The sequence below is a fragment of the Sunxiuqinia rutila genome, from assembly GCF_050589705.1.
In the GTDB taxonomy this organism is placed as follows: domain Bacteria; phylum Bacteroidota; class Bacteroidia; order Bacteroidales; family Prolixibacteraceae; genus Sunxiuqinia; species Sunxiuqinia rutila.
The window spans coordinates 82,164-106,935 of record NZ_JBNGOT010000017.1 but is presented as its reverse complement, the minus strand read 5'-3'; the positions used below and the strand labels follow the sequence as shown (position 1 = coordinate 106,935).

The 24,772-nt window shown below is 44.9% G+C and carries 20 protein-coding genes; 9 read left to right on the top strand and 11 right to left on the bottom strand.

The window, feature by feature from the left end:
- The coding region (locus ACRD6K_RS17550) for a PadR family transcriptional regulator (protein WP_430974334.1) at positions 1-236 on the bottom strand (236 nt) is incomplete at its 3' end.
- Between the two features lie 62 nt (positions 237-298).
- Positions 299-763 (bottom strand): hypothetical protein, encoded by a 465-nt coding sequence (locus ACRD6K_RS17545; protein ID WP_430974333.1) that lies wholly within the window; start codon positions 761-763, stop codon positions 299-301.
- A 645-nt stretch (positions 764-1,408) separates the two neighbouring features.
- Between ACRD6K_RS17545 and ACRD6K_RS17540 the strand changes: the two genes are divergently transcribed.
- Entirely contained in the window at positions 1,409-2,932 is a 1,524-nt protein-coding gene (locus tag ACRD6K_RS17540; protein ID WP_299583102.1) for a peptide MFS transporter, read from the top strand.
- A gap of 180 nt (positions 2,933-3,112) precedes the next feature.
- Positions 3,113-4,822: a peptide MFS transporter gene (locus tag ACRD6K_RS17535; RefSeq protein ID WP_430974332.1), complete on the top strand. Its 1,710-nt coding sequence runs from the start codon at positions 3,113-3,115 to the stop codon at positions 4,820-4,822.
- A 95-nt stretch (positions 4,823-4,917) separates the two neighbouring features.
- Here ACRD6K_RS17535 and ACRD6K_RS17530 read toward each other — a convergent pair whose 3' ends face one another.
- From ACRD6K_RS17530 to acs, 3 genes are all read right to left on the bottom strand, one after another.
- Positions 4,918-5,844 carry a putative 2-dehydropantoate 2-reductase gene (locus ACRD6K_RS17530; protein WP_430974331.1) on the bottom strand — a complete coding sequence of 309 codons (927 nt, stop codon included), beginning with the start codon at positions 5,842-5,844 and terminating at the stop codon, positions 4,918-4,920.
- A gap of 141 nt (positions 5,845-5,985) precedes the next feature.
- Positions 5,986-9,456 (bottom strand): PPi-type phosphoenolpyruvate carboxykinase family protein, encoded by a 3,471-nt coding sequence (locus tag ACRD6K_RS17525; RefSeq protein WP_430974330.1) that lies wholly within the window; start codon positions 9,454-9,456, stop codon positions 5,986-5,988.
- Positions 9,457-9,737: 281 nt separating this feature from the next.
- Positions 9,738-11,651: an acetate--CoA ligase gene (gene acs / locus ACRD6K_RS17520; protein WP_430974329.1), complete on the bottom strand. Its 1,914-nt coding sequence runs from the start codon at positions 11,649-11,651 to the stop codon at positions 9,738-9,740.
- A 313-nt stretch (positions 11,652-11,964) separates the two neighbouring features.
- On the opposite strand from acs, the gene ACRD6K_RS17515 reads away from it, so the two are divergent.
- From ACRD6K_RS17515 to ACRD6K_RS17505, 3 genes are read left to right on the top strand one after another with little or no spacing between them, the layout of a single operon-like run.
- Complete coding sequence (locus tag ACRD6K_RS17515) at positions 11,965-12,528, top strand: TetR/AcrR family transcriptional regulator (protein WP_430974328.1); 564 nt, start codon at positions 11,965-11,967, stop codon at positions 12,526-12,528.
- Between the two features lie 57 nt (positions 12,529-12,585).
- Positions 12,586-13,650, top strand: a complete 1,065-nt coding sequence (locus tag ACRD6K_RS17510) for an SDR family oxidoreductase (RefSeq protein ID WP_430974327.1) — start codon at positions 12,586-12,588, stop codon at positions 13,648-13,650.
- Entirely contained in the window at positions 13,647-14,327 is a 681-nt protein-coding gene (locus ACRD6K_RS17505) for an NAD(P)H-binding protein (RefSeq protein WP_430974326.1), read from the top strand. The genes ACRD6K_RS17510 and ACRD6K_RS17505 overlap by 4 nt, the downstream gene beginning before the upstream one ends.
- Positions 14,328-14,344: 17 nt before the next feature.
- On the opposite strand, the gene ACRD6K_RS17500 is transcribed toward ACRD6K_RS17505, so the two are convergent.
- The 5 genes from ACRD6K_RS17500 to ACRD6K_RS17480 all read right to left on the bottom strand — a co-directional run bounded on the left by ACRD6K_RS17500 (position 14,345) and on the right by ACRD6K_RS17480 (position 20,070).
- Complete coding sequence (locus tag ACRD6K_RS17500) at positions 14,345-15,250, bottom strand: hypothetical protein (RefSeq protein WP_430974325.1); 906 nt, start codon at positions 15,248-15,250, stop codon at positions 14,345-14,347.
- A 90-nt stretch (positions 15,251-15,340) separates the two neighbouring features.
- Positions 15,341-15,994 (bottom strand): hypothetical protein, encoded by a 654-nt coding sequence (locus tag ACRD6K_RS17495; RefSeq protein ID WP_430974324.1) that lies wholly within the window; start codon positions 15,992-15,994, stop codon positions 15,341-15,343.
- Between the two features lie 168 nt (positions 15,995-16,162).
- Entirely contained in the window at positions 16,163-18,682 is a 2,520-nt protein-coding gene (locus tag ACRD6K_RS17490; RefSeq protein WP_430974323.1) for a TonB-dependent receptor plug domain-containing protein, read from the bottom strand.
- 6 nt (positions 18,683-18,688) lie between these two features.
- Positions 18,689-19,585: a FecR family protein gene (locus tag ACRD6K_RS17485; protein WP_430974322.1), complete on the bottom strand. Its 897-nt coding sequence runs from the start codon at positions 19,583-19,585 to the stop codon at positions 18,689-18,691.
- On the bottom strand, positions 19,582-20,070 hold the full coding sequence (locus ACRD6K_RS17480) for an RNA polymerase sigma factor (RefSeq protein ID WP_430974321.1): 489 nt from the start codon (positions 20,068-20,070) through the stop codon (positions 19,582-19,584). The genes ACRD6K_RS17485 and ACRD6K_RS17480 overlap by 4 nt, the downstream gene beginning before the upstream one ends.
- Positions 20,071-20,240: 170 nt before the next feature.
- Here ACRD6K_RS17480 and ACRD6K_RS17475 point away from each other — a divergent pair, with 170 nt between their 5' ends.
- Positions 20,241-21,122, top strand: coding sequence for an N-acetylmuramoyl-L-alanine amidase-like domain-containing protein (locus ACRD6K_RS17475; RefSeq protein ID WP_430974320.1), 882 nt, complete (start codon positions 20,241-20,243; stop codon positions 21,120-21,122).
- Between the two features lie 109 nt (positions 21,123-21,231).
- On the opposite strand, the gene ACRD6K_RS17470 is transcribed toward ACRD6K_RS17475, so the two are convergent.
- Complete coding sequence (locus ACRD6K_RS17470; RefSeq protein ID WP_430974319.1) at positions 21,232-22,008, bottom strand: glycerophosphodiester phosphodiesterase; 777 nt, start codon at positions 22,006-22,008, stop codon at positions 21,232-21,234.
- A 132-nt stretch (positions 22,009-22,140) separates the two neighbouring features.
- Between ACRD6K_RS17470 and ACRD6K_RS17465 the strand changes: the two genes are divergently transcribed.
- The 3 genes from ACRD6K_RS17465 (at position 22,141) to dapF (ending at position 24,660) form a co-directional block, all read left to right on the top strand.
- Entirely contained in the window at positions 22,141-23,058 is a 918-nt protein-coding gene (locus ACRD6K_RS17465; RefSeq protein ID WP_430974318.1) for a lysophospholipid acyltransferase family protein, read from the top strand.
- A gap of 41 nt (positions 23,059-23,099) precedes the next feature.
- Entirely contained in the window at positions 23,100-23,666 is a 567-nt protein-coding gene (locus ACRD6K_RS17460; protein WP_430974317.1) for a hypothetical protein, read from the top strand.
- Between the two features lie 133 nt (positions 23,667-23,799).
- The gene (gene dapF, locus ACRD6K_RS17455; RefSeq protein WP_430974316.1) at positions 23,800-24,660 is read left to right on the top strand and encodes a diaminopimelate epimerase; all 861 of its coding nucleotides are present in this window, start codon (positions 23,800-23,802) and stop codon (positions 24,658-24,660) included.
- Positions 24,661-24,772 lie beyond the last annotated feature (112 nt).

Genomic DNA, 24,772 nt, shown 5'->3' with positions numbered 1-24,772 from the left:
TCGTAGTATTTCCGGGGTGGCCCCTGGGTTGACTCTTCCCAGTTGTAGGCCAGCAGACCGGCATTTTTCAATCGGGTCAGCAGCGGGTAAAGTGTGCCTTCTACAACGATCATTTTGGAGTTTTTCAACTCATCAATAATGTCGCTTGCATAAAGGGGTTTCCCATCCAGCACCAGTAAGATGCAGTATTCCAAAACCCCTTTGCGCATTTGTGCTTTTGTATTCTCGATCTTCATAATTTGCTCCCTCTCTCTTCTCTGTTTAGTATCTCAATCTTCCCGCTATACGAAGCTTACGGTTACAAGCTCCAGTAGTCGTTGTCTGTCATCCACGCTTCCAGTTCCAACTCCTCTTCCTGGTCAACATCCATCAGGTGGCTTTTGAAATGATTTTCATCCTTCATCCAGCTTTCCAGTTCCAGTGCAGGTTCTGCGGCCGGAAGGGCCAGGTGGGTGTGGGCTCCGAAATAAACATCGTCGGTCATCCACGCTTCCACTTCCAGTTCGGCATCCGTGGCTTGCTCCAAATAAAAGGCGGTGCTTTCCGTTGCGGCTGGTACGCTTACTTCGGCGGCAGTGGTTTCTTCAACCATCAATAAGGCTACCTGTCCAAAACTGTTGTTGGTCAGTAACTGTTTCCAAAATCCTTGTGCGCTCACAGTAAAGCTGATTAATACAAAGCTGATAATTACCGCAGCACTTCTTAACAATACTCGTTCTGTCTGATTGTTGTTGTTTCCGGTGTTTGTCTCTTGTGTTTTCATGATGGGCCTCCTGTGTTTTGTTTCTTGTTTTCTGTTTTCTGTTTTCTAATGGCTTTGAGAACTTGTTTGCTTTCTGTTTCCGTTTTTAAGACGACTGGTTTCTGTTTTCGTTACACTCTGTATAGAACTTTTTTTAAACTATTTCTATCTTTTACCTTGAATTCGGTATTACAAATATACAAACATTAAATGGTTCTATGCAATACAAAGTACCATCTTTTTTGAAAATATTTTCGGCGAAACCCTCTAATTGTCTGATTTAGGACACATTAAATACCGAGATAATTTTAATCTTTTTTTCAAGGATGGAGCAAAAGAGCTTAAAATCACTAAAATGGACTTCTTTTTTATGCCAGGAAGTAATCGAGAAAAAGAAAAGAGAGGTTGGAAGGGGAAGGCTGACACAGTCTGTCACCAATTTTCACCTGCATATTCTATTCTAAAAACAGCATTTACCACTTAACCACTAGTTGTTGCCCTCGCTAAACAACAAAGAACAAATAACACCCGCACGCAAAAGCATCCGATCGAAGCACGATTTTGTCATCATTTTTTAGCCTCCAAGCCAAGAATGCTGACATTAAACCAAGTCAAAAAACAAAAAGATACCTATCTTTGCTTGCTTGAATTTAAACATAAAAGAATATGGCTAAAGATCAGAGTACTGCTTTCTTTGGACACCCAGTCGGGCTGTCTTCTCTATTTGCCACCGAGATGTGGGAACGATTTAGTTACTATGGTATGCGGGCATTGCTGGTGTTGTTTTTAACTGCCACATTTGCCAACGGTGGTTTTGAAATGGCCGAACTGGATGCTTTTACCATTTACGGTATTTTTACAGGGCTGGTGTATGTTACCCCGATTATTGGGGGGATGCTGGCCGACAAGGTTCTTGGACAACGCAAAACGATATACATTGGCGGGCTAACCATGGCTTGCGGACAGTTTTTGCTGGCTGCAAGTGCAATGGTTGACGGAGGTGATATGGATTTACGTCAAATGATTTTTTATGCCGGCCTTGGAATTCTCATCCTCGGAAACGGCTTTTTTAAACCCAACATTTCAACCATGGTTGGGGAACTTTACGACAACAATGACCCGCGCAAAGACGGTGGATTTACCATTTTCTATATGGGTATCAACCTGGGAGCCTTCATTGCTCCGCTGGTTGCCGGAAAACTAGGTGAGCAAATTGCCTGGGAATACGGATTCATGTCTGCAGGAGCAGGGATGCTAATCGGTACACTCTGGTTTTTTATTCGAAGCCACACACTCGGGCACATTGGAATGCCCCCTAAAGTAAAAAGCGAACGGGTACGCTTAGCGATTAACGACTGGGTAAGCATTGTGCTGTATGTGGTCGGAATTGTAGGCCTAGTCTTCGGAATCATTATGGGCTGGAGTACAATCTCTGCATCGGCTCAAAGCTGGCTGGTACGCATTATTGCTGTGGGAGGTACAGGTTATCTGTTGCTCAATATTTTCCGCGGAACCAATGGAAAAACGGAATGGAGTCGGGTAGCTGTAATTCTGGTACTGGCTGTTTTCAATATCTTTTTCTGGAGCGGTTTTGAACAAGCCGGAACAACCTTCAACATTTTTGCACGTGACAATACACAACGGATGATCGGCAGCTGGGAAATTCCTGCTAGCTGGTTTCAGAGTGTTAATGCCATCTTTATTGTAGGTTTTGCCCCCCTGTTCAGTATTCTTTGGGCCAAACTGGATAAGAAAAACCTCAACCCCAATACTCCCATGAAATTTGCATGGGGAATGATTATGCTGAGCCTTGGTTTTGTTGTAATGGCTATTGCTTACACCAAATCAACTACCGGAGAGGCCATCACACTAGTGAGCCCCCTTTGGCTTGTGTTTGTATTTATGCTGCACACCTTTGGCGAGCTGTGTCTCTCTCCTATCGGCTTGTCGATGGTAACAAAACTGTCGCCCCCGAAATTGGTTTCAACCATGATGGGAGTTTGGATGGGATCCTTTGCAGCCGGTAACTTTGTTGCTTCGCAAATGAAAGCCATCTCCATGAAACTGGAAGCTGCCATCGGGCAGGAAGTACAGGTTTTCTGGTTAATTGCCATTCAATCGGCCATTATAGCCCTGATGTTGGTGGCTCTTTCTCCCTGGCTGAAAAAAATGATGAAAGGCATCAAGTAACGATACAATTTTCATATATGCAGAACCCGGTTCATTTGGACCGGGTTTTCTTTTTTTTAGGCCAGCGATAAATATCAATGCAAAAATCAAACTTCAGATTTTGGGGTTTTATCATTTTGAGTAACTTGGACGCTGCTTATCATTGCAGTACGAAATTTTACAACAGAAATAGATTAAATTATGGCGAAAAACAAACATCCAAAAGGACTTATGATCCTCTTTTTTACCGAAATGTGGGAACGCTTTGGTTATTACCTGATGCTCGGTATATTCACCTTATACATGATTGCCCCGGAAACGGCCAGGTTTGCCGGACTTGGCATGAGCAATATGGAAGCAGCCGATATTTATGGTACCTACTTGGCACTGGTGTACCTCACCCCATTTTTCGGTGGTTTGCTCGCTGACCGCTTTTTAGGCTACCGGCGTTCCATTTACCTTGGAGGCTTATTTATGGCAGCCGGTTACATCGGCCTTTCCATTCCAAACAGCATGATGGCTTTCTACCTCTCGCTGCTAATGATTATTTTAGGAAATGGCTTGTTTAAACCCAATGTTTCGGTGCTCTTGGGAAAACTGTACGAAAAGCCCGAATACGAACATTTGAAAGACTCGGGCTACAATATTTTCTACATGGGAATTAACATTGGTGCATTTGTCTGTAATTTCGTAGCTGCCTGGCTTCGTCTTTCCTATGGCTGGGGATGGGCTTTTGCAGCAGCCGGAGTTGGTATGTTGGTTGGCCTGGTATGGTTTGCCTTCGGAAACTGGCGCGTTCCGGAAATTAAGGAAGCAGATAAAATTTCACCTGCTCGTCCAGGCGATTTATCACTGGCAAAAATTTTCACCGTTTTGTTCTTACCAGCTTTTGCCGCAGCAGCTATTGGCTGGATCATTCCTGATAACATTTTTGGTTCCGACTCCAACGATGCTTTCATCTTCTTCTGCTTGCCCGTGCTGTATTTCTTCTACAATACCTGGCGCACAGCCGACAAGAACGAAAAAGCCCCAATCGCAGCTTTGCTTTCCATTTTCGGAGTTGTCATCATCTTCTGGGCTGTTTTCCATCAAAATGGCTCGGCCCTGACCTATTGGGCACAAAACAACACGGACCGTGAACTTGGCCCCAAAATGGAGCAGGTGATCAACACAATTGCCAGCACCGAAGAGGTTTCAACCGTTCCACGCGAACGTCAAGTAGTTGGCCTGCATGGCGAAAAACTGGGAACAGAAGTTGGCCCAAGCTATTATTTCGACAATTACAACAAAGAGCTTCCGCAAGGAAACCTGGAAGGAAAGCCTGGCGATCTGACCGAAAAAGAATGGGAGAAAGTAAAAGGAAGCTCAACCGGCAAGTTTGGCAAACTAACGCTTTGGCCAACTGAGCTGCAAGCCTCCATCAACCCGTTTTTTGTGGTTATCCTTACTCCGCTGGTGGTTGCCTTTTTTACTTTCTTAGGACGTCGTAAAAAAGAGCCCTCTACTCCCGGCAAAATTGCTTGGGGAATGCTCATCTCTGCAGTGTCGTGGCTGGTAATGGTTGCCGCAGCAGTATTATCGGGCAATGGCGCCGATAAAGCTTCAGTTGCCTGGCTGTTTGGCGTATATGGTGTTATTACTGTTGGAGAGTTGTGTTTAAGTCCAATGGGACTTTCACTGGTATCGAAGCTGGCCCCTCGGCGCATTGCTGCCCTGATGATGGGAGGCTGGTTTTTATCAACGGCTATTGGTAACAAACTTTCCGGGGTCCTTTCCGGAATGTGGGATTTGTTTGAAAAGAAATCCAATTTCTTCCTGACCAATGCAATCCTCACCTTAGGTGCATTTTTCATTATTCTGTTGTTACTCCCCTGGCTCAAGCGGGTGTACAACGAGCACATGCACCATTAAAATGAAACAAGAAACACGCTACAAAGAAGAGGCTGTCCTTAAAAGGACAGCCTCTTCTTTGTCTTCAATTTGTAAATTCTCTATTCCAACCGAATTTATTTTTTGGCTTGTTGACGAGCTTCCATAAAACGCAGCTGACGCTCCAACATCGCGGTTTTCTTCATTTCAAAACCAGCTGCTCTGGCAGTTTTTACAGGCTGTGCATAAATAGCCTCAATTTCCATTGGTCGCTGATAATCAAAATCCTGCTTCATACTTGGTGCGTATGGAGTCATATTCATTGTAGTTGCGATCATCTTAGCAGCAAACTCTTCTTCCAGCGAACAACCGCAATGGTTAGCAGCATGAACCACTTCCAACATTAATTCTTGCGCCAGCTCTTTGGCATCTTCATTTACCATCATCTGGTTCGTTGAAGCGTCTAACACAACAGCAAGTCCGTTGAAAGGCACATTCCATACCAACTTTTGCCATCGCGAGAGAACCAGGTCTTCAGAAAATGTCGTAGGTACACCTGCCTGTTCAAAATCCTGGCAAACCTGTTTAAGCACATCTTCTCCTTCCGAAGAATGCATGCCCAAAATCAACCGGCCCAAATCAAGATGCTGAATGTGACCGGGACCAACCTTTTGAGAACAAATAAAAGCCAACCCACCAGCCACATTTAATCCGGGCATTGCTTGGGCTAATTCATCTTCAATCCCCAATCCATTCTGGATTAGCAACACCAAAGTTTGGTCATGAACAATTGGTTTTAAAAGCTCAGGGAGCAAATGATTGCTGGTTGTTTTCAGGCAAACCAACACCACATCGCAAACCGGCATATCTTCTGCTGAAGCATAAGCTGAAACCGGGTGAAGGTGAAAATCCCCTTTGACCGAATCAACCCGTAAGCCGTTATTAACAACCTGTTGATAATCGCTGCGCAACAAGAAATGGATATCAGCACCTGCTTGCGCCAGTTTTCCACCATAATAGCCTCCCAGCCCACCGGCACCGATTAAGGCATATTTCAATTTCATAGCTACTTCTTTTATTGGTTTTTATAAAAAAATAATCCCTAAACTGGTTTTATCACACACCATTTTGGAACACATTAAAGGTGAAAAAGGAGCCCTTGGGGACTCCTTTCTATCGTTTATTCTTTCTTTCAACAAAATATGCTAATCCTGAATCGGGCGGAGCGTATCCACACCGATTGTTCCTTTCAGGTCATCCAGGTAAGCCGGTGAAGAAACTTTCGCCAAGCGTGCTTTGGCCGCTTTCAGGCGCTCTGGCAAGTTGAGACGAACTGACGTTTCAGCAAAGTTCTTCCGATTGATCACCTCTTCAATATACGCTACATTAGTTGTCCGCTGGGCAATATCACGCTTCTGCTTTTCAACCAAGCGCTCCTGATACCAGGCGCTGCTCAAGACGGCTTCGCGGGTAAACATGGCACGAATATCCGGATGACTCCGGTCTTTTCCTTTATACTGACCATCAACCATGATGTGGACAAGTGCTTTTAGCGGAGGACAAAGCAGATCAATCGTTCCATCTCTCATAAACCCTTCAGCAACCCGTTTTTGTGTTACCGACAGGTTTTCAATCGAAGCCACAAACATATCCATATCCTGCATTTCAGGTTTCAGCATTTCATCGCTAAATACGGCTTCGGGCTTACTAAAAATACGGCCCATAAAGTGCGTAACAAAACGCAAAGTAATACGGTAACCCAGCAAACTGGCATCCACCATTTTTCCTTTGTGTTTGAAGTTCTCCACTTTCTCAAGGTAGCCATGCTTAATCAAATACTCCGGCTCGCGCTCCTCAACCGACATGCGACACCACAGTTCGGGAACCAGCAGGCTAATATCATGATCCACTTTATACTTAGGTCCCACATAGCCCGCTGCCGATGAATAGCCATGGTAGCCAGTCAGGATGTAAGACAAGAAAGCGTTATTCAAATCTGCTGCAGGCAACAAGGAGTTAAAAGGTCCCTTGGTTAAAGCTCCCTCTGAACCAAATCCTGTAGTTGAAGGAGATTTACCGGTAATGCTGCAAATAAAGTCAATAAATAACTCTGGCAACTCCTGATAGTGAATGGGGTTATAAACCGCCAAAGGTGGAACATTAATTTCCGGTTCGGCCGGGTTGTTTCTCCGTCCAGGTAAAACCGAATTCACCGGCAAATGAACAGGTTTTTCCAGTGGAATTTTCCGGAAAATCCGTGTGGACATTTCGGCAATGTATTTTTCGACCGGCTCAACCAAATCGGGCCGAATTTGCAAGTAGCGGGGATTCTTGGAAGGTACACCGTCAACCAAGCGTGGCTCTGACGGAACCACCAGGTATTCTGGTTTTGAACTTTCCAGAAACGTATTAATTAAGTCTTTCACGGGTTGAGTATACAACTCAAAACCAATCGCGTCATCTTTAATTTCCTGAACCTGCTCACGTGTAAGCGGCTCAAAGTTGGACAAGAAGGTATTCGGACTGGAAAGGTCTTTTTCTCCTTGCTTGTCATAGCCTTTGATTACGCAGTCATCCGGACGCTGAAACAAGCGGGATTCGCAGTTCTTAACAATCTTCACGCTGGTATTGGCATACTCCGGATTGAGGTTCTCCAGTTTACTGGCATCCAGCGTTACCGAAGCGGTAATATCATCTTCCACCTGCACTTTGCTGGAAGGATTATAATCTTGACGCAACAAGAACAGGCGCCAGGATTTATCCGTATCATGGCCTACACGCAGATAATTGGACAACAACTTATTGTTTTGGAACTTCAGCTCATTGCCCGGCACACCGTTAATTTTATCTACAGAGAAGTATTTCCGCCAATCTTTATCCCAGTCTTCGCTGTAGTTTCCTTTGATAACATAGACCAACACTTTGATGTGCTGTGGAATGGAAGTCAGCCAGGCATTGTACTCATCCGTGTATTCATCCGAAGGAGTCAGTAATTTAATCACAGAACCCAGTGAACGACGACGGCTCAAGATGTGACGTGATTTGTTGACCGAGTAATCGGCCGGAACTTTAAATCGTTTCGAGAAATCTGTCGACATAATTTCTTCTACCCGATCCAGGTCAGCATTCAAGTCAGTCACAATCACCGATCCTTGAATCATGGCATCTTTAATCGATTTTGAAATCTCCGACTTTCCACCACCCGAAACGGTACAAGGCTTGTGACACAAAGTTCCTTCGGCCTGAGTTCCTACCAAATGCCATTTTGGTCCTTCAATGCGTTTTTTCATTTCTACCCGGTAACCATTCGGATAGATGTAATATTTATAAGGCAACAACTTAATGGTCTGCTTTTCGCCGGCTTTGTCCCAACTGATCGTTTGTTTTAGTAAATCGAAGTTCGCATCCTCCGGGATATAAATAACCTGCGGGTAATTTTTATCAACCGCATAGCCTTCTTCTTTAAGTTCAATCAGGTCGGCAAACAAGTAAATAAAAGAGGCAAAATCAAGTCCGTTAGACGGAAGCCGTTCGTCGAGGTAGCATTTTTCGCCCAAGTTGTAACTGCGAAAGGCGATGGCGCCACCGGCATGCTCTTCTTCAGCCAAACCATAAAGGTTCGCCGAGTAACCAATCATCGTTTTTACTTCTTTCTTGCAATAGCCATAGTAGTTATCCGCGATCAAAGTAACAACCACGCCGCGCTCATCACGTGCAGTAATTTTGAAGGCCGTTCCATCATTGTATTTTTCGTCCTCCTTTTTCCAGCACATGCCATCCCGACGCTGACGCTCGGTAGCATTATCAAAATGAGGAAGTCCCAGTTCCTTTTTAGTCATCTTGGTCAGGTGAGGCGCCAAAATTACACAACCGGTATGTCCGGTCCAGTTTTCAGGCGAAAGTGCCGCATCATTCTCGGGCAAAAACGGATCGCCTGCATTCCCAAAAATAGACTCTACAAAATCGAGGTTGGATACCAAACTTCCCGGAGCCAGGAAGTTAACTTCCATAGATTTTTCCTTCATTACGCCATGTACTTCCGGTACCACAATTGGGCGCAGCATCAAGCTTACAAACAATTCAGCCGGCTCTTCCTGTTTGGCCGTAAACGGCAGCTTTAAACTCTCCTTCGGCGGATTCAGTGCAGCCTGCAACAACTTACAGAAAGTAGCTTTAGGCACTGCTTTCTTATCGTCCGGGATAGGCAGTCCACCCTCGGCAATGTGAAAAACGCCTTTGGTTGTCCGTCGGTCTTCTTTCGGATTATTTAAAATCCCCTGCGATGTCCGATAGGACTTGATGATGTCGGTTTCATGGTAGTCCGTATTCAACGGAAGCGAAACCATCCGGGCCAATCCATAGCGATCAAGAATAAACGGGTGTCCCGGAAAAGTGATGGTATTGTCGCCAGGCACATCACTTAAATAGTCATCCAGAAACTTTTGAATCCGCTCCCCCATAGGCGAACTGTTGCTATCCAACAGTCGCGACTTGATGTTGTAATTATTCAACAAAGGCATGGCCATCTCCAAAAAGTCAGACTTCGTGCCGTTAATTGTCGTAGGATAACCGTCAGCAGCCAGCTTCAGGTTAATATATTGAATCTTTTTCTTGTCCGATACCATAGGCTCATTTTTGTCAATGCCTACTATTCCAAAGGTTCTGTTTACAGTCATGATATCTATTTTTTAGTGTTGATTTTAGAAGAACACATTTTCAACTCAAAATCTCCAAATTAAACCAAGTTTCCCCGGTTGATTATTTAACAAAGACAAACGAATTATCAAACAAAAGTTCGTATAAACTAATGCTTCATAGCGTCTTGGTGCACATTCAAAATTAAACAGAAAAAGGATAGTCTGCCAGAGCCGGAAGCCCAATTGCTCTAAGTTTAACGCAAACATCACATCCTAAAAAAAGGGAGCTCTCGGGCTCCCTTTTTATGACGTAGGCTTGTTTATACTTTAACATCCACAAGTGCTCCTTCGATGATCTGATCCACAACATCTTCATCCAGCAAGGTTGAAATATCGCCCAGATTAGAAGCATCACCTTCAGCAACTTTCCGAAGAATCCGACGCATAATTTTACCGCTTCGGGTTTTAGGAAGCCCCGGAACCAGCTGCACCAGATCGGGCCTGGCAATGGGTCCAATAATCTTGGTGACACCCTGCATGATGCTTCGCCGAATCCCTTCTTCACCACCAGTTGACAGCTCGCCACAAACCACAAAGGCATAAATGCCCTGTCCTTTAATGGCATGCGGATACCCAACTACAGCTGATTCATTAACCAAGGGGTGTTCGTTAATCGCATTTTCAATCTCTGCCGTTCCCAGTCGGTGTCCTGACACATTAATAACATCATCCACCCGGCCGAGGATCCGGTAATAGCCATCTTCATCGCGCTTAACACCGTCTCCGGTAAAGTACATTTTACTGTAAGTTGAAAAATAAGTAGTCCGAAAACGCTCATGATCGCCCCAAATGGTTCTTGCCATTCCTGGCCAGGGAAACTTGACACACAAATTTCCTTCCACCGAATTTCCACTCAATTCCTTGCCTTCATTATTAACAATGACCGGCTGAATGCCTGGCAAGGGCAAAGTTGCAAATGAGGGTTTCGTGGGCGTAATTCCTGCCAGTGGTGAAATCATAATGCCACCGGTTTCAGTTTGCCACCAGGTATCCACTATCGGGCATTGACTCATCCCTACATGATCGTGATACCAGTGCCAGGCTTCTTCATTAATGGGTTCTCCAACCGTTCCAAGCACTTTCAATGAAGCCAGCTTCTTATTTTCCAGAAACTCATTTCCTTTGGCCAGCAGGGCTCGAATGGCTGTTGGTGCCGTATAAAACTGATTGACCTGGTATTTATTAACAATGTCCCAAAACCGTCCGGCATCAGGCCAGGTGGGTACGCCTTCAAACATCAGGGTTTTCGCTCCTGTCAGCAAAGGTCCATACACAATGTAAGAGTGGCCGGTTATCCAGCCAATATCAGCGGTGCAGAAGTAAACATCGCCGGCGTGGTATTGAAAAACATTGGTAAACGTATAGGCAGAATAAACCATGTACCCGCCTACCGTGTGCACAATTCCTTTGGGCTTGCCGGTAGACCCCGAGGTATAAAGAATGAACAAGGGGTCTTCTGAATCCATAATCTCGGCCGGACAAACATCCGATTGCCCGTCAACGGCCTTGTGCCACCAAATATCGCGGCCAACAATCATCTCAATGGGCGAATTGGTCCGTTTCAGCACCACCACCGTCTCAATGGTTGAACACGACTCCAGCGCTTCATCTGCAATTTGTTTCAATGGGGTAATTTTATCTCCACGGAAGCCGCCATCCGCAGTTAATAATACCTTAGCCGACGCATCATTGATCCGTTCCTGCAAAGCATTCGCTGAAAAGCCGGCAAACACAACAGAATGAATAGCACCAATACGGGCACAAGCCAGCAAGGCAATAGCCAGCTCCGGAACCATGGGCATGTAAATAGCCACCCGGTCGCCTTTGCCAACACCTAAACGTCGCAACGTATTGGCAAACTTATTCACTTCAGAAAAAAGTTCAGCATAGGTTAAAACCCGAGACTCATCCTGGGGGTTGTTGGGCTCCCAGATAATGGCTTCCTGATCTCCGTGCGTATAGAGGTTACGCTCGAAGATATTTTCGGTAATATTCAACTTTCCGTTCACATACCATTTAATACTGGGTTCGTCAAAATTCCAATCTATCACGTTTTCCCAACGTTTACGCCAAAAAAAGCTCTCTCCTTGCTGGGCCCAGAATGCCTGAGGATTAGCAATGCTTTTTTGGTACTCGTGAATATAGCCTCCCAGGCTATGAATCTTGTTTATCATTTTATTCGTTTTATAGGTTGTTTTCTTAAAAAATTAGACTATACTAATTTAAACTGAATAAAAATAAGATGCAAGAATATATCCTATTCGTAATTAAATCAACTTCTTTTGATTGTACGTCCATCTTCCCCACTTTTTAAACGAGGCACTAACACTTGCAGTCAGATGCCCAAAAACAGTCGTTCTCATCCATTCCAAATACCAAGCGAGGTGCAATCAATCCACCCAAAAAATGTCTTAAAAATTCACCTAATTTCGATTTGGAAAATTCAATATTCCTTGCCAATTTCGTAGACTGATTAGTCAATTTATTATGAGTGAAAAAAGAGCACAGATATTAACAACAGCCTTGCGATTATTCGTAACCAATGGTTTTCATGCTACGCCCACTTCCCAAATTGCCAAAGAGTCGGGGGTGGCCACGGGTACTTTGTTCCATCATTTCAAAACCAAGGAGGAACTGATTAACACGCTTTACCTGGAAACCAAGGAAGAAATGATCCAATCGCTTTCTATCAAAGTAGATGAACAAGAAACCATCAAAGGGAAATTGAGACAGATTTTTTTCAATGCAATACACTGGTCTGTAGCCCACCCGGAGCATCAACTATTTTACAGCCAGTACAGCAATTCCCCCTTTATCACTAACCTAACAAGAGAACTTGGTTATCGGCGTTTTCAGTTTATTTACGACATTCTGAAATTAGGACAGGAAAAGGAAATTCTGAAACCTATAAACATTGATTTAATGTTTGAAGCCATTGATGGCACCTTGATGGGAATTACCAAATACTTGCTTACCCACCCTGAAAAGATTACAGATGAATTGTGTCTCGAAAACGCTTTTACTTTATACTGGGATACCTTAAAGGGCTAAACAAACAGACTAATCAGTCCATGGAAAAAGAAACAAATCGCACAAAATAGCAAGACAATGACAACAATAGACAGAGATAAACCCATACTGGTAACCGGCGGCACCGGCTATCTTGCTTCATGGATTATCAAGCAGTTGCTGGACGAGGGCTTTCAGGTAAATACAACCGTAAGAGATAAGTCAGCCCAAAAGAAATACCAACACTTGCTGGATATCGCCTCGAAAAGTAAAGGAAAATTAGCCATTTATGAAGCAGACCTGCTGCTGGATCATTCGTTTCAGGAAGCGATGGAAGGCTGTGAGCTGGTCATTCACACTGCCTCTCCATTTAAAATAACAGCGATAAAAAATGCCGATAAAGAGCTGATTCAACCGGCTCTTCAAGGTACCCGAAATGTTTTATTCTCGGCCAACGATTCGGGATCGGTCAAGCGGGTAGTGCTCACCTCCAGCATTGTGGCCATGGTAGGCGATGCCCGCGATGTAAAAGAACAGAACAACGGTGTATTCAATGAGAAAAGCTGGAATACCAGCAGCTCCGCGGAGTATCAGCCTTATCCGTATTCGAAAACAATTGCAGAAAAAGAAGCCTGGAAGATTGCAGAAAAACAAAACCGCTGGGACTTGGTCGTCATCAACCCGGGCTTTATCCTTGGTCCATCCCTTAGCCAGCACTCCGACTCTACCAGCATCAACCTGATGATTCAGCTTTTCTCTGGCAAATTTAAATCCGGCGTTCCAACAGGCGACCAGGCCATTGTTGACGTTCGCGATGTGGCCCGAGCCCATATTCTGGCCGGACTGATACCAACGGCAAGTGGTCGCCACCTGGCTGCAGCCCATCAAAAAGATTTTCTGGCTATTGCCAACATGATCCGGAAGCGACACCCCAATTATCCACTGCCCAAAAAATATGTTCCGAAGTGGCTGTTTCAACTCATAGGACCACTCATGGGATTCTCGCGGAAGTATGTAAAACGCAATATGGGCTACGACTTTGTCTTTGATAATTCCTACATCAAGAAGGATTTAAAGATGAGCTTCATCTCCTTTGAAAAGACGATTACAGATCATTTCAACCAGCTGGCAGAAGATGGATTAATCCCGGATTTACGCACATGAAAAAACAATCTGCCATTGTAATTGGAAGCACGGGCCTGGTTGGAAATCATCTAATCAGGCTCTTGCTTCAAGACAAACGTTTTGATCAGGTTCTAGTTTTCGGGCGCCGCAGCACTGGTTTATCTCACCCCAAACTCCAGGAACACCTGGTTGATTTTGATCAAATCTCCAACTGGGCTCATTCTGTTCAGGGCGATGTGCTTTTCTCTGCCCTGGGAACCACCCTGAAAAAAGCAGGCAGCAAAGAGAAGCAGTTTCTTATTGACTACACCTATCAGTACCAGGTAGCAAAAGCTGCAGCCAGCAATGGCGTTGCTTCTTATGTGCTGGTTTCATCGGCAGGAGCCAATGCCAAATCCAAACTATTTTACAGCCGGTTAAAAGGTCAGCTGGATGAAGCGGTCCAGCAAGCAGGCTTTAAGCAGGTGGCCATTCTTCGACCATCGTTTTTGGATGGGGAACGCCAGGAACAGCGCACGGCCGAACAGATTGGCCTCAGCGCAATGCGTTGGCTTACCCAGTTTATATTCAAAAGGTACCGCCCCATTCATGCAAAAGTTGTTGCACAAGCAATGATTAATGCCTTTTTCAGCAAGACAGCAGTCCCCTCCTGTACCATTTACGAACTGGATGAACTGTTTCCTTTGGCCAGCGGCGAACTGACCAAAGAGACATAAACCAATCCTGAAGCTAGTTACAGATTGAAAATGTATCCCAGAGAAAAACGAAAGGAAGAATTGTTCGGATAATCCAGCCCTTCATCCATCGTTCGGGGAATATTATAAATCCAGGCAGCCTCAAAATCGAAGCTTTTGTACTTCACGCTCAAAGGCAGTTGCAGCTGTATATTCATCAAGCCAAAGACATCTTTAAAGTCGGTAATGATTTCTGTGTTGGTGTCCGGATCAATGATGGGCGCATTAAGCTGGTATTCGACCAACTCAGAACCAAAGTAAAGCGACAGTTCGGGTTCGAACCTGATTTTATCGTATCGTCCCAGTTGCACCAGATTGAGGTAGGCATACACATCCCAGGAAAGGGTTGATCCAAGCTCCTTGCCCAGTAAAAAGTAACTATCGAAGCGGGTACCGAAGTGCTCACTTTTTAAGGTTACCCCAAGGTCTACACCACTGCTGTACAGGGGATCAAAATCCGGATCGTCATTGTTGTAAATAAAATAATCGTAAGATAGCCGATACCTTAAAAACTTCATCTTTTTCAGACTTCGGGCATAGCCTGCCGTCAGCACTGTTGTTCCGTAGCCCGGTTCAAGCTGGCTATACCAGGCGCCTGCTATTCCGGCATAAAAACCCTTGGAGTGCAGGTAAAAAAGCTGGCTGCTCAAGTTGTACTGCTGATTCCCAATTTCCCGTCCGGCAAAAAAGGTCTGCGAATCGAAGTTACTTCGCCAATACAAAAATTGATAGTTTTGCTTCACGCCAAACAGGTAACTCAACTCATCATCATTAAAAATCACCTCGTTCAACAAGGAGTCAAGTCGTGCTTCCTCTAAATCATCAATCACATTGGGCTGCTGGGCTTTCAGTCCGGTATTCCAGAAAATAAGCAGCACGATGACAAATGCAAAAATTCGTTTCATGAGATGTATTTTTTGATTGATCAGTTTTCGTTTAAAAGAAAAGACCCGTGACGACCAAGGATCATCAACGGGCCTCTTGGGCTCAATAGCTTAGTTTCCCCCCTTACCATTTCCTCTTTTAGCCTGCTGCTGCGCTTGTTGTTGCGCCTGTTGCTGGGCTTGCTGTTGTGCTTGCTGCTGCGCTTGCTGTTGAACTTGCTCATTCAACTGAGTTTGTGTTTCCTGGTGAATTTGGTTGCGCATCCGTTGTTGAACACCACTACCCATGCCTTCTGCATTGTCCTGTTGTTGCAGTCGTTTCCGTACCTGTTGCATTTCACCTGCTCCCATATTGGTTTGCATTTGTGCCCGCTGTTCTTGCCGAAGTTGGTTATGTGCTTCCAACATTTCCTTTTGCTCTTCGGTAAATGAAGCCTGCAAAGCCTCCCGTTTTTCTTCCCGGGTCATTTCGGTATTTTCCAAAATGGCCAGCTGTTCTTCCGAGAACGTAGCCCGGAAAGCATCTCTAAATTCTTTTCCTTTGGCACGAGCCTGATTCAAAATGGCTTGTTGCTCACCGGTAAGTTTCAACGATTGATCTCTCAGTCGAAGGCGATCCTGTGTCTGATCTTTGTCCTGATCGGCATCCTGATCCTGATGAATTCGGTCACGGGTCTGGGTGCCATTCCCCTGCGCCCATACGGTGGTGGTAGTCATCCCCACAAGTAGGGCTAATGCTGCGAATGTTCGAATGATTGCTTTCATAACATGTGTTTTTATGATTCCTTCTAAATATCTTTCACCTGTAAACCGCATGAAATTCCGTTTACCCTACCTTGCCTGATTATTTTTTCTGAAACGATGTTCGCCTCCCCAATTACCGGGCAACAAGCAATTCATTTCCGGCTAAGCAAGTGGAATCTTTTATTCTGGCTAGAAGGACAAATTAAGAAAAACGGTTGGCGTAAACGGAATGGCTTCAGCATGCAGGTTTAAAGAGACATCCTGTTCTTCGGGCAACACGATAAAGTTCGCATACTTCAAATTGGAATGGTTCAAGACATTCAGAATCGAGATTCCGGCTTCAAGGGAAAAGGTTGGTGCAGCCCAACGATAAGTAGCTGCCAGATCCAACCGATTGTAATTCTGTTCCGACAGCCCGTCAACAGCCAAACGCGGATCGGGAAAGCCAGAACCAAAAACATAACTGGAAGAAAGATGAACCGGATCAAAATTCAGCAGAAGCGCCGCTTTCAACTCGTGCCGCTGATCATGCAAAGCCCGCTGAAAAGCCGTGCTCGCAAAATAATCGAAATGCTCCAGGGTCTCGCTCAAAGTATAGCTTATCCAGGCTTCGTGCCCTTTATATTCCTGTTTGATGAAGAAATCAAGTCCATGTGTTTTACTCTCACCTTCGTATAAATTTGGTGCGGCAAACTGGTCCACATAGCGCGTCAGCCCATTTGTGTTTTTTCGGAAAGCCTCCAGGCTCACCAGCAATTTATTCCGATGGAAGCTTAAACCAGCCACACCATGTGTTGCATCCAAAACCGGAACAGCACCGTCATTACAAACCGACCACAAATAGTGGTAGTTGCCCTCTCCGTCCACCAACGAACTACGTGTTATAAACTGGTTATGGCGTCCTGCTGCCAGGTTCAGTTTAAATCCTTTGCCCAATGCAAGCCCGGCCGAGAACCGTGGTTGCCAATACCATTTATTGAGGTTGATTGAATAATTTGAGCGTAAACCAAACTTAAGATCAAACCCCGATGTTACGGCAATGGCATCCTGCACATAAATATTCAAACGCGAGGCCTCAACCTGATGATTGGTCAACTGCACCAGAAATGAATCTTCCTGAAATTGAATCGGGTTGAACACCCATTCCGCACCCCACTCCAGCTGATGGCGTTCGGCCAGCGCCTTTTGATGGCTAAGCCTCACTTTTGCTTCAGCTACGGCATTCCACAAAGTCTGATTTTTATTCAATACATTATCGAAGCCACCTGTTCCGGACCCACGACCTTGTCCCCCCTGTCCGGAGGACTGGCGACCAATCGATCGCAAGGTTCTCACCTCTTTATCCAGCTTCGAATACGCCGCGGACAATTTAGTCCGACTTCCATTTTCCCATTTCTTCTGAAAAAAGCCGGAAACAGCATACTGCCTGTTATGTTCATGATCTTCGTAATCATACTGAGACTGCTCACTCTCCACATCCAAAGAATACGAAAAACGATCTTCGCCAAGTAAGGCGCTAATTCCGTAAGAATCCCCGTTGTTAGTGATCCCCGAATATTTCAGATTTAAATCGCGAAAATTATAATCCGGAGAGATGGTCCGTTCGCTGATATTGCGCGAATTGCCGGAGCGACCGCTTCGAAAGGTCAGTTGCTCACTGTCATACAGTTCGTAATACGTTTGCCGAAACGCAAGCGTAAGTGCCGCTTGCTGAGCCACCGGCACACTCAACATCCCATTAAGCGTCATGTTATTAACACTCATTTTGACATGCGGACGATGCCTGTCTCCATCAACGCCGGTAATGTTCACCAAACCACCAACCCGTCCGCCCTGATCAGCGCCATAAGCACCTTTAAGCACCTGAATATCCTTTGCCATCAGCGGATTCACAGCACTGATGTTGTCGTTAAAATTCTTCATTCCGAACAAGGTAAACCCATCAAAAAGCACCTGGCTTTGCCCTTCATAACTTCCCCAAATAACCAAATCATTGGACTGTTCGCCTGCTGCCAGAATTCCGGGCTGCAACCGCAGCAGGTTGAAAACCGAATTATCGCCATTGCCGGGTAAAAACTGCGCAACCTGATGATTTAAGCGAAGTACTCCCGGCTTATTTCCAACCTGCAGGGATCGCACAACCTTCAACCCTTTCACCTCAACTTCCTGAAGCTGATAATTGGAAGGGCGCATTAGAAACTGATGATTCCCTCCAGCTTCAACCAGCGTATCCAACATGAAGTAGCCAAGATAAGAAGCCTGCAAATGAAAGTGTTTGTCCTTTCCAACAAAGGAAAAACTTCCATTTTGATCACTGAGTAAACCTGTCCCGTTAATTTGAAGATGTGTGTAAGGCAACGATTCCGAACTTAAGTGGTCGTAAAAACCACCGCTCAAAACATAACTTTGGGGAATTGGATCTGCATGAAATTCGTAAAACACATACACCGATCCTAATTTTTTATACGCTGCCGGAAGGTCTTTCAACAAAAAATCAAAAGCTTTCTCAGGCGAAGCAAACGCTTGCGAAACCGTCACATTAAATGTTGAAAAGTAGTGATCATCCAAAGAATATTGCAATTCATAGCGCTCGCAAAGATCGATAAGAATGCTGTTCAGGCTTTTTTCCTGATAATCCAGTTCAACTTGCTGCGCCAGGCTAAGCAAACATGAAAAGAGCAGTCCGAGCAATAAAACGTTCTTTTTCAATTTCTCCTATTTCTTTGGGCTAATCCGGTATTCGTTTGGCCCCAGTTTTTCATACTGAAGCTTGTACAAGGTACAAATCATTTCCAGGATGTCTTCTGCATCTAGTTCAGAACGTACCATTCGGCTGGAAATGCTTGCCTGATAATTTCCATCGTTTAATAAATTTTTACCCTGAATGCTCACTCCATACTGCCGTTCCACTTCTTCCAAAACTTCCTTCAAGGGTCGGTCTCTAAAATTAAATTCATCGTTGATCCAGGCGGTCTCTGCCTGAACGTTAATATTCTGCTGCACGTCAAAGCCATCCCCCGCTTTCAATTCTGCTTTTTGGTTCGCTGTCAAAATCACTTCCGAGCCATCCGCTTGCCCTACCACTTTAACCTTGCCCGTTTGGCAGACCACCCGGTACGATTCGTCCCGAGCATAAATGTTGAAACGGGTGCCCAACACCGAAGTCGTTGCTTTTTCTGATTTCACCGAAAAACGGCTTCCCTTTTCGACCTCGAAAAAAGCTTCTCCATCCAAACTTAACTCCCGTGAAAAGCGCCACCAATACGGATGATACGTCAGACTTGAAACAGCGCTCATTTGTACAGCCGAACCATCCGGAAGCTCAACCACCAAAAGTTGCCCGGGCGAGCTTGTGACATCAACCGTATAAAATCGCATGACTCCAATCAAGCCAAGCAAAAGCAAAACCGATGCTGCAATGGCCAGGCGCACAGCCGGTCGGCGAAACAAGCTGATCGTTTTTTTCGAAGCCCCCGTTTCCAGCCGAGCCTCCATCGCCTTCCAAACCTCTTCCCGGTTTTTAGCGTACGGAATCTCCAAATGCGTATCCAGCCGATCCAGCTCAGCCAGAATATCATTTGATTGATTGGTATGGTTACTGCCGTTTTTCATTTTACTTTAATTTTCGATTTTAAATCGTCAAGGGCATATTTCATCCGCTTTTCAACCGCTTTGACGCTGATGCGCAAGCGCTCTGCAATTTCATGGTACTTCAAACCATCCATCCGGCTCATTAAAAAAACCACCCGCTGCTTTTCGGACAAGCCTGCCAGGGCCTTTTCATACTTTTGCTGCAGCTCTTTGTATTCCAGCTCTTCTTCGGGCGAAACATCCTGCAACTTGAAGCTTAACGCGTTTTTATAATTCAACTCTAGCTTTTGCCGACGATAATGAGAGACAAACTCATCGCTCGCCATTTTATACAGCAAACCAACCGTCGCTTTCGGATGATATTCCAGCTGTTTTTCCCACAGGTGCATGAACACCTCCTGCGCCAAATCTGTTGCCAAATCTGCATCGCCCGACCGGTAAAAAATGTAATTACGAATGGCATCGAAATGCTGGTCAAACAACTTTTTAAAATCTTGTCGTGTCAAGGTCAACTTGTCTTGGTTTCGAAACTCCTTTCTTTGTCCATGCGGCTATTCGCCCTGAAAAGTTAAGCAATATTCGCTGCTTTTCATTCCTTAACCGTTTAAAAAGCATTTTACCCTACCTTGCATTCGGAATATATTTTTGTATTTTCAGAACGCCAAATCAACCGGATATGAAAAAAGTAACTTATCTCCTCTACGGCTTTCTTTTTATGGTGGCTTGTCAACAGGTGAACAAGGAAAAAGCCAACGCATCAACACCTGTCAAACAGCATGTATTGTGCGAACGGGCAGACAGTTTGAAGTTTGAATCGGTCATGGCCCATTTTTCTGACGTTTCCTCCATGGATATGCCCCAATTGGTTGCCGAAGTTGGTAAGCAGTTTTTAGCAGTGCCTTATGTGGCTCAAACGTTGGAACATGGCGAGGATGAGCCATTGACCATTGAGCTGGAAGGACTGGACTGCACCACCTTTGCCGAAACAGCTCTGGCGCTGGCCCGCACACTAAAAAAACCAAATCCGGACTTCTCTCAGTTTGCTCATGAGCTTGAAACCATCCGTTATCGAAACGGAAAGCGGGAGGGCTACACTTCACGTCTGCATTATTTCAGCGACTGGATTTTTGACAACCAACAAAAAGGGATCGTCAGTCAGCCGGCCAGCAATTTTGGACAAGCATTGGATTTGACGGTTAATTTTATGTCGACCCACCCGGACAGCTACCCGGTACTAAAAGCCAATCCAGAGCTGGTACAAACACTTGCCGGACAGGAAAAAGCCATTTCCGGGCGGAGCTACTATTTTATTCCGAAAGAAGAAGTTGAAAAGCAGGAAGCAAACTTGCAGGAAGGTGACCTGGTGGGCTTAGCTACCAGCATTGCAGGCCTTGATGTTACCCATGTCGGGATTGTTGTTGTGGTTAATGGACGCCGGCATTTAATGCATGCTTCCACTTCAGCAATGCAGGTCGTTATTTCTGAAGAGCCGTTGGCAGACTTCCTTCAGGCTAAAAAAAGTTACACCGGCATTTTGGTTGCCCGTCCGCTTGATTAGCCAATTTTGTTTTGGTGTAATCAGGAACAGCTCCTCGGTATTTCCGGTAAACAGCCGTCCTTGATTACACCAAAAGATACCTCCATCGAGAGGATAAAACAGGAGAAGGTTAATTCTTTGCTTCCAGTTGCTCCAGCAACCAGGCCGGCCGGTTCGTGGTAATTGCCATAATTCCCAAATCAACCAATCGTTTGGCTTCCTCCGGATCATCCACGGTCCAGCACAACACATCCAAATCAAGCTGATCGGCCAGTGCCATCACATCCTGATCTACAATGCGGTAATGCAAGTTCACCCCATCCAGTCCAAGCATGGCAGCTTCCTCCAAACGCTCCGACAGACCTTCTTTCTTCGCACTCAGCCAATAGCAGGCATTGGACGGAAAAGCTTCTTTAGTAGCCAAAATGGTTTCCCAGCCAAAAGCGATGAATATGGCTTGGTCTGTTTTCCCACTGGCAGCTACTGCCCTTTTTAAAGCGGGCAACACTTCGGGCCCACATTTAATCTCAACCACCAGTTTTTTACCTTTCGGAACGGTCTCGAAAACTTCGGAAATCAAAGGTATTTTCTCCCCTTTATATTTAGGATCTTTCCATTCACCTACATCTAGTTTGCGCAGGTCTTTCGCATTCGTTTCTGCAATCACCAAATCCTGACCTCCGGTGCGCTTCGTGGTATGATCATGACACACAACCACCTCCCCGTCTTTGGAAAGATGTATATCGATTTCAACAGCATCGGCATCCAAAGTCCAGGCCAGGTCGGCTGCAGCTACTGTATTTTCAGGAGCAAGGTACGAGGCGCCACGATGCGCTACAATTTGAGTTTGTGAAAAGGCCGGGCAGGCTGCCAGCCAAAGCAAGAAGGAATAGGTTAACTTTTTCATTGTATTAATTCAATTTATAAAATAATGACAACAGAATATTTATGATTGTCCGAAGTTGTCAATTTATGCTGAAACTATCCACAAAGACTTCTTAAAAAAATCTTAATTTTGCATGATTTGAAGTAAATAAACATGGGTAAATTTCTCAACAACCTTATCGTCCTCTTTTTAAAAGCCTTTTCGCACCTGCCTTTTCCTTTGTTGTACCTGATCAGTGATATTGCCTTTGTTCTCCTTTTTCACATTATCGGGTACCGAAAAGCCGTTGTCTATTCCAACCTTCGCAACTCATTTCCGGAAAAAACGGAAGAGGAAATTGACCGCATTGCCCGCGAATACTATCATCATTTGTGCGATGTTTCGTTCGAATCGATTAAGCTGCACAGCATGAGCGAAGAAGAGTTGAACAAGCGCTTGAAGGTTTATGGGGTTGAAAAAATGGAAGCCTACTTCAAACAGCAAAAAAGCATCATTGTACTGGCCATGCACTACAACAACTGGGAATGGGGAGCTTCGGTACAACGCCTTTCCAATCATCAATTCTTTATGGTTTACAACCCGGTACGCAACAATCCGGAACTGGAAAACTTCATACTCAGTATTCGTGAACGTTTTGGAGGAATGTCTGTTCCTGTGCACAGGTCGGCTCGAATGGCCATTCAGTTTGATCAAACCGAACATCCCGGGATTTTATGGCTCGGCGCGGATCAAACGCCGGCGCAGTCTTCCAAGTTCTGGACCATGTTTTTAAACCAGGAAACACCCTTTTTTAGTGGCCCCGAAAAGATTGCACACAAAACCAACCAACCCGTCTTTTTTCATCACACGAAAAAAGTGGGACGCGGAAAATATGAAATTATACTGACAGAGTTAATCGTCGAACCACGCCATGAAAAGCCGGAAACCATTTTGCTGACATACATTGATAAAATGGAAGAAATTATTCGTGAACAGCCTGCCTACTGGCTGTGGTCGCATCGCCGTTGGAAGCACCAACGTCCGGAAGACATTGCAATGATTGACCGCTTGCCAACAAAACCGAAACAATAGAACAGCTTCAACAGCGTTTTGAACTACAAAACAACCCGCTTATGAAACTACGGCTAATCTTCATTTTGTTCGTCCTCCTGAGTACAGCAATTCAGGCGCAAACGATGTTGGAGTCAGCCTTAAAGCAAGCCCGTTCGTCAGTTTTAAAAGCCAATACGGCAGCCGAAAAAGCAGCAGAGCACTTTCGTTTTCTGGAAGGTGCTTATGAAACCGCTGAAATAAACCAACACCTGCTCTTGGCCCGCGAAGATTTGGACAGCCTCATTACGTACAGTAAAAAGGCTACCTACCAAAGTTCGGATGCCGCTTATTTTGCCAGAGATGCCGGCGCTGAAAAACTAAAAACCCGCACAGAAGAAATAAAAAAACTGCTTCAAAAAAACACCAAGACACAGGAGAGTGTGATGAAGAAAATTGACGAATTTATCAACTACGGATCGTACAACCTGGATAGCTACCTTAGCCTGCTGCTACAAGATTTCGAATCGGGACAAACTCAACTTCAGGAGGCCAGCCGAAAACTGAAACAGGCACAGCAACAACTGAACAACACCGAAAACGCTCCCATCCGGTTGGAGCAGGACACCCCTGCACTCCCAAATAACTAGATCCAGTCATGCAGCAAGTTACGCAGATATGCCAAACTGCCTTCGAATACTTTCAGCCTTAATTGGGCCCCGAAGTCAAAAACAGTTGCTACTTTTGTTACAAACCCTTTTGAGAACAAACAATTTTAATCCTATGAATAATTTTTTCGTCAAAACACATGGATTGGGTAACGACTACCTGGTGATGAACAGCCACGACATCAGCTTTAAGATGAATGTCGAAAACATAAAAACCATTTGCGATGTGCACTATGGAATCGGATCAGATGGTATTTTGCTGCTTGTTGACAGTGAACGGGCTGACTTTGGGCTGCGAATTCTGAATCCGGATGGATCAGAAGCTGAAAAAAGTGGCAATGGCTTGCGTATTTTTGCCAAATATTTGTTTGACTATGGCTATGCCAAAAGCAAAACTTTCAGCATCGATACCTTGGGCGGAGTGGTTTTTGCCGAAGTCATTGAAACAAAAAATGACAAAGCGTTTCTGATTCAGGTTGACATGGGAGAAGCTATTTTTGAACCAGCCAGAGTTCCTGTGAAAAGTGAGCTTGAAGCGTGCTTGGATGAGGAACTACAACTAAAAGACCAGAGTTATCTGATCAACTGCGTATCAGTCGGCAATCCCCACTGTGTCATTTTAAAGGAAGAGCTGTCAGAAACTGAAATCCGGCAATACGGATCTGAAATTGAAAATCACCCAAAATTTCCGAACCGCATCAACCTGCAGTTTGCCAAAGTTTTGTCGCCCGACGAAGTGGAAATCCTTATCTGGGAACGTGGTGCCGGATACACGCTGGCCTCCGGAAGTTCTTCCAGTGCAGTGGCTGCCGTGATGGTGAAAAAAGGGCTGACCAACCGCAAGCTAACCATAAAAATGCCCGGAGGTAAGCTCAAACTTGAAATTGCAGAAGACTGGCAAATCCGAATGACTGGAGAAGTACGGGAAATTGCTTCCGGTTACCTGAGTACCGAACTTTTGGAAGACTTAAATTAGCAACGAGTAAGACTAGCATGTCAAATATTCGTTAATACCATTTCCCTTAAGCAGATTTATTCTAAATAATGCAGACAAATTTTTATCTTTGTAATTGCTAAAAACTACAAAT

Coding starts and splice junctions, on each gene's coding strand:
- ACRD6K_RS17545 (WP_430974333.1), bottom strand. CDS start 763: ATGAAAACACAAGAGACAAACACCGGAAACAACAACAATCAGACAGAA.
- ACRD6K_RS17540 (WP_299583102.1), top strand. CDS start 1,409: ATGGCTAAAGATCAGAGTACTGCTTTCTTTGGACACCCAGTCGGGCTG.
- ACRD6K_RS17535 (WP_430974332.1), top strand. CDS start 3,113: ATGGCGAAAAACAAACATCCAAAAGGACTTATGATCCTCTTTTTTACC.
- ACRD6K_RS17530 (WP_430974331.1), bottom strand. CDS start 5,844: ATGAAATTGAAATATGCCTTAATCGGTGCCGGTGGGCTGGGAGGCTAT.
- ACRD6K_RS17525 (WP_430974330.1), bottom strand. CDS start 9,456: ATGACTGTAAACAGAACCTTTGGAATAGTAGGCATTGACAAAAATGAG.
- acs (WP_430974329.1), bottom strand. CDS start 11,651: ATGATAAACAAGATTCATAGCCTGGGAGGCTATATTCACGAGTACCAA.
- ACRD6K_RS17515 (WP_430974328.1), top strand. CDS start 11,965: ATGAGTGAAAAAAGAGCACAGATATTAACAACAGCCTTGCGATTATTC.
- ACRD6K_RS17510 (WP_430974327.1), top strand. CDS start 12,586: ATGACAACAATAGACAGAGATAAACCCATACTGGTAACCGGCGGCACC.
- ACRD6K_RS17505 (WP_430974326.1), top strand. CDS start 13,647: ATGAAAAAACAATCTGCCATTGTAATTGGAAGCACGGGCCTGGTTGGA.
- ACRD6K_RS17500 (WP_430974325.1), bottom strand. CDS start 15,250: ATGAAACGAATTTTTGCATTTGTCATCGTGCTGCTTATTTTCTGGAAT.
- ACRD6K_RS17495 (WP_430974324.1), bottom strand. CDS start 15,994: ATGAAAGCAATCATTCGAACATTCGCAGCATTAGCCCTACTTGTGGGG.
- ACRD6K_RS17485 (WP_430974322.1), bottom strand. CDS start 19,585: ATGAAAAACGGCAGTAACCATACCAATCAATCAAATGATATTCTGGCT.
- ACRD6K_RS17475 (WP_430974320.1), top strand. CDS start 20,241: ATGAAAAAAGTAACTTATCTCCTCTACGGCTTTCTTTTTATGGTGGCT.
- ACRD6K_RS17470 (WP_430974319.1), bottom strand. CDS start 22,008: ATGAAAAAGTTAACCTATTCCTTCTTGCTTTGGCTGGCAGCCTGCCCG.
- ACRD6K_RS17465 (WP_430974318.1), top strand. CDS start 22,141: ATGGGTAAATTTCTCAACAACCTTATCGTCCTCTTTTTAAAAGCCTTT.
- ACRD6K_RS17460 (WP_430974317.1), top strand. CDS start 23,100: ATGAAACTACGGCTAATCTTCATTTTGTTCGTCCTCCTGAGTACAGCA.
- dapF (WP_430974316.1), top strand. CDS start 23,800: ATGAATAATTTTTTCGTCAAAACACATGGATTGGGTAACGACTACCTG.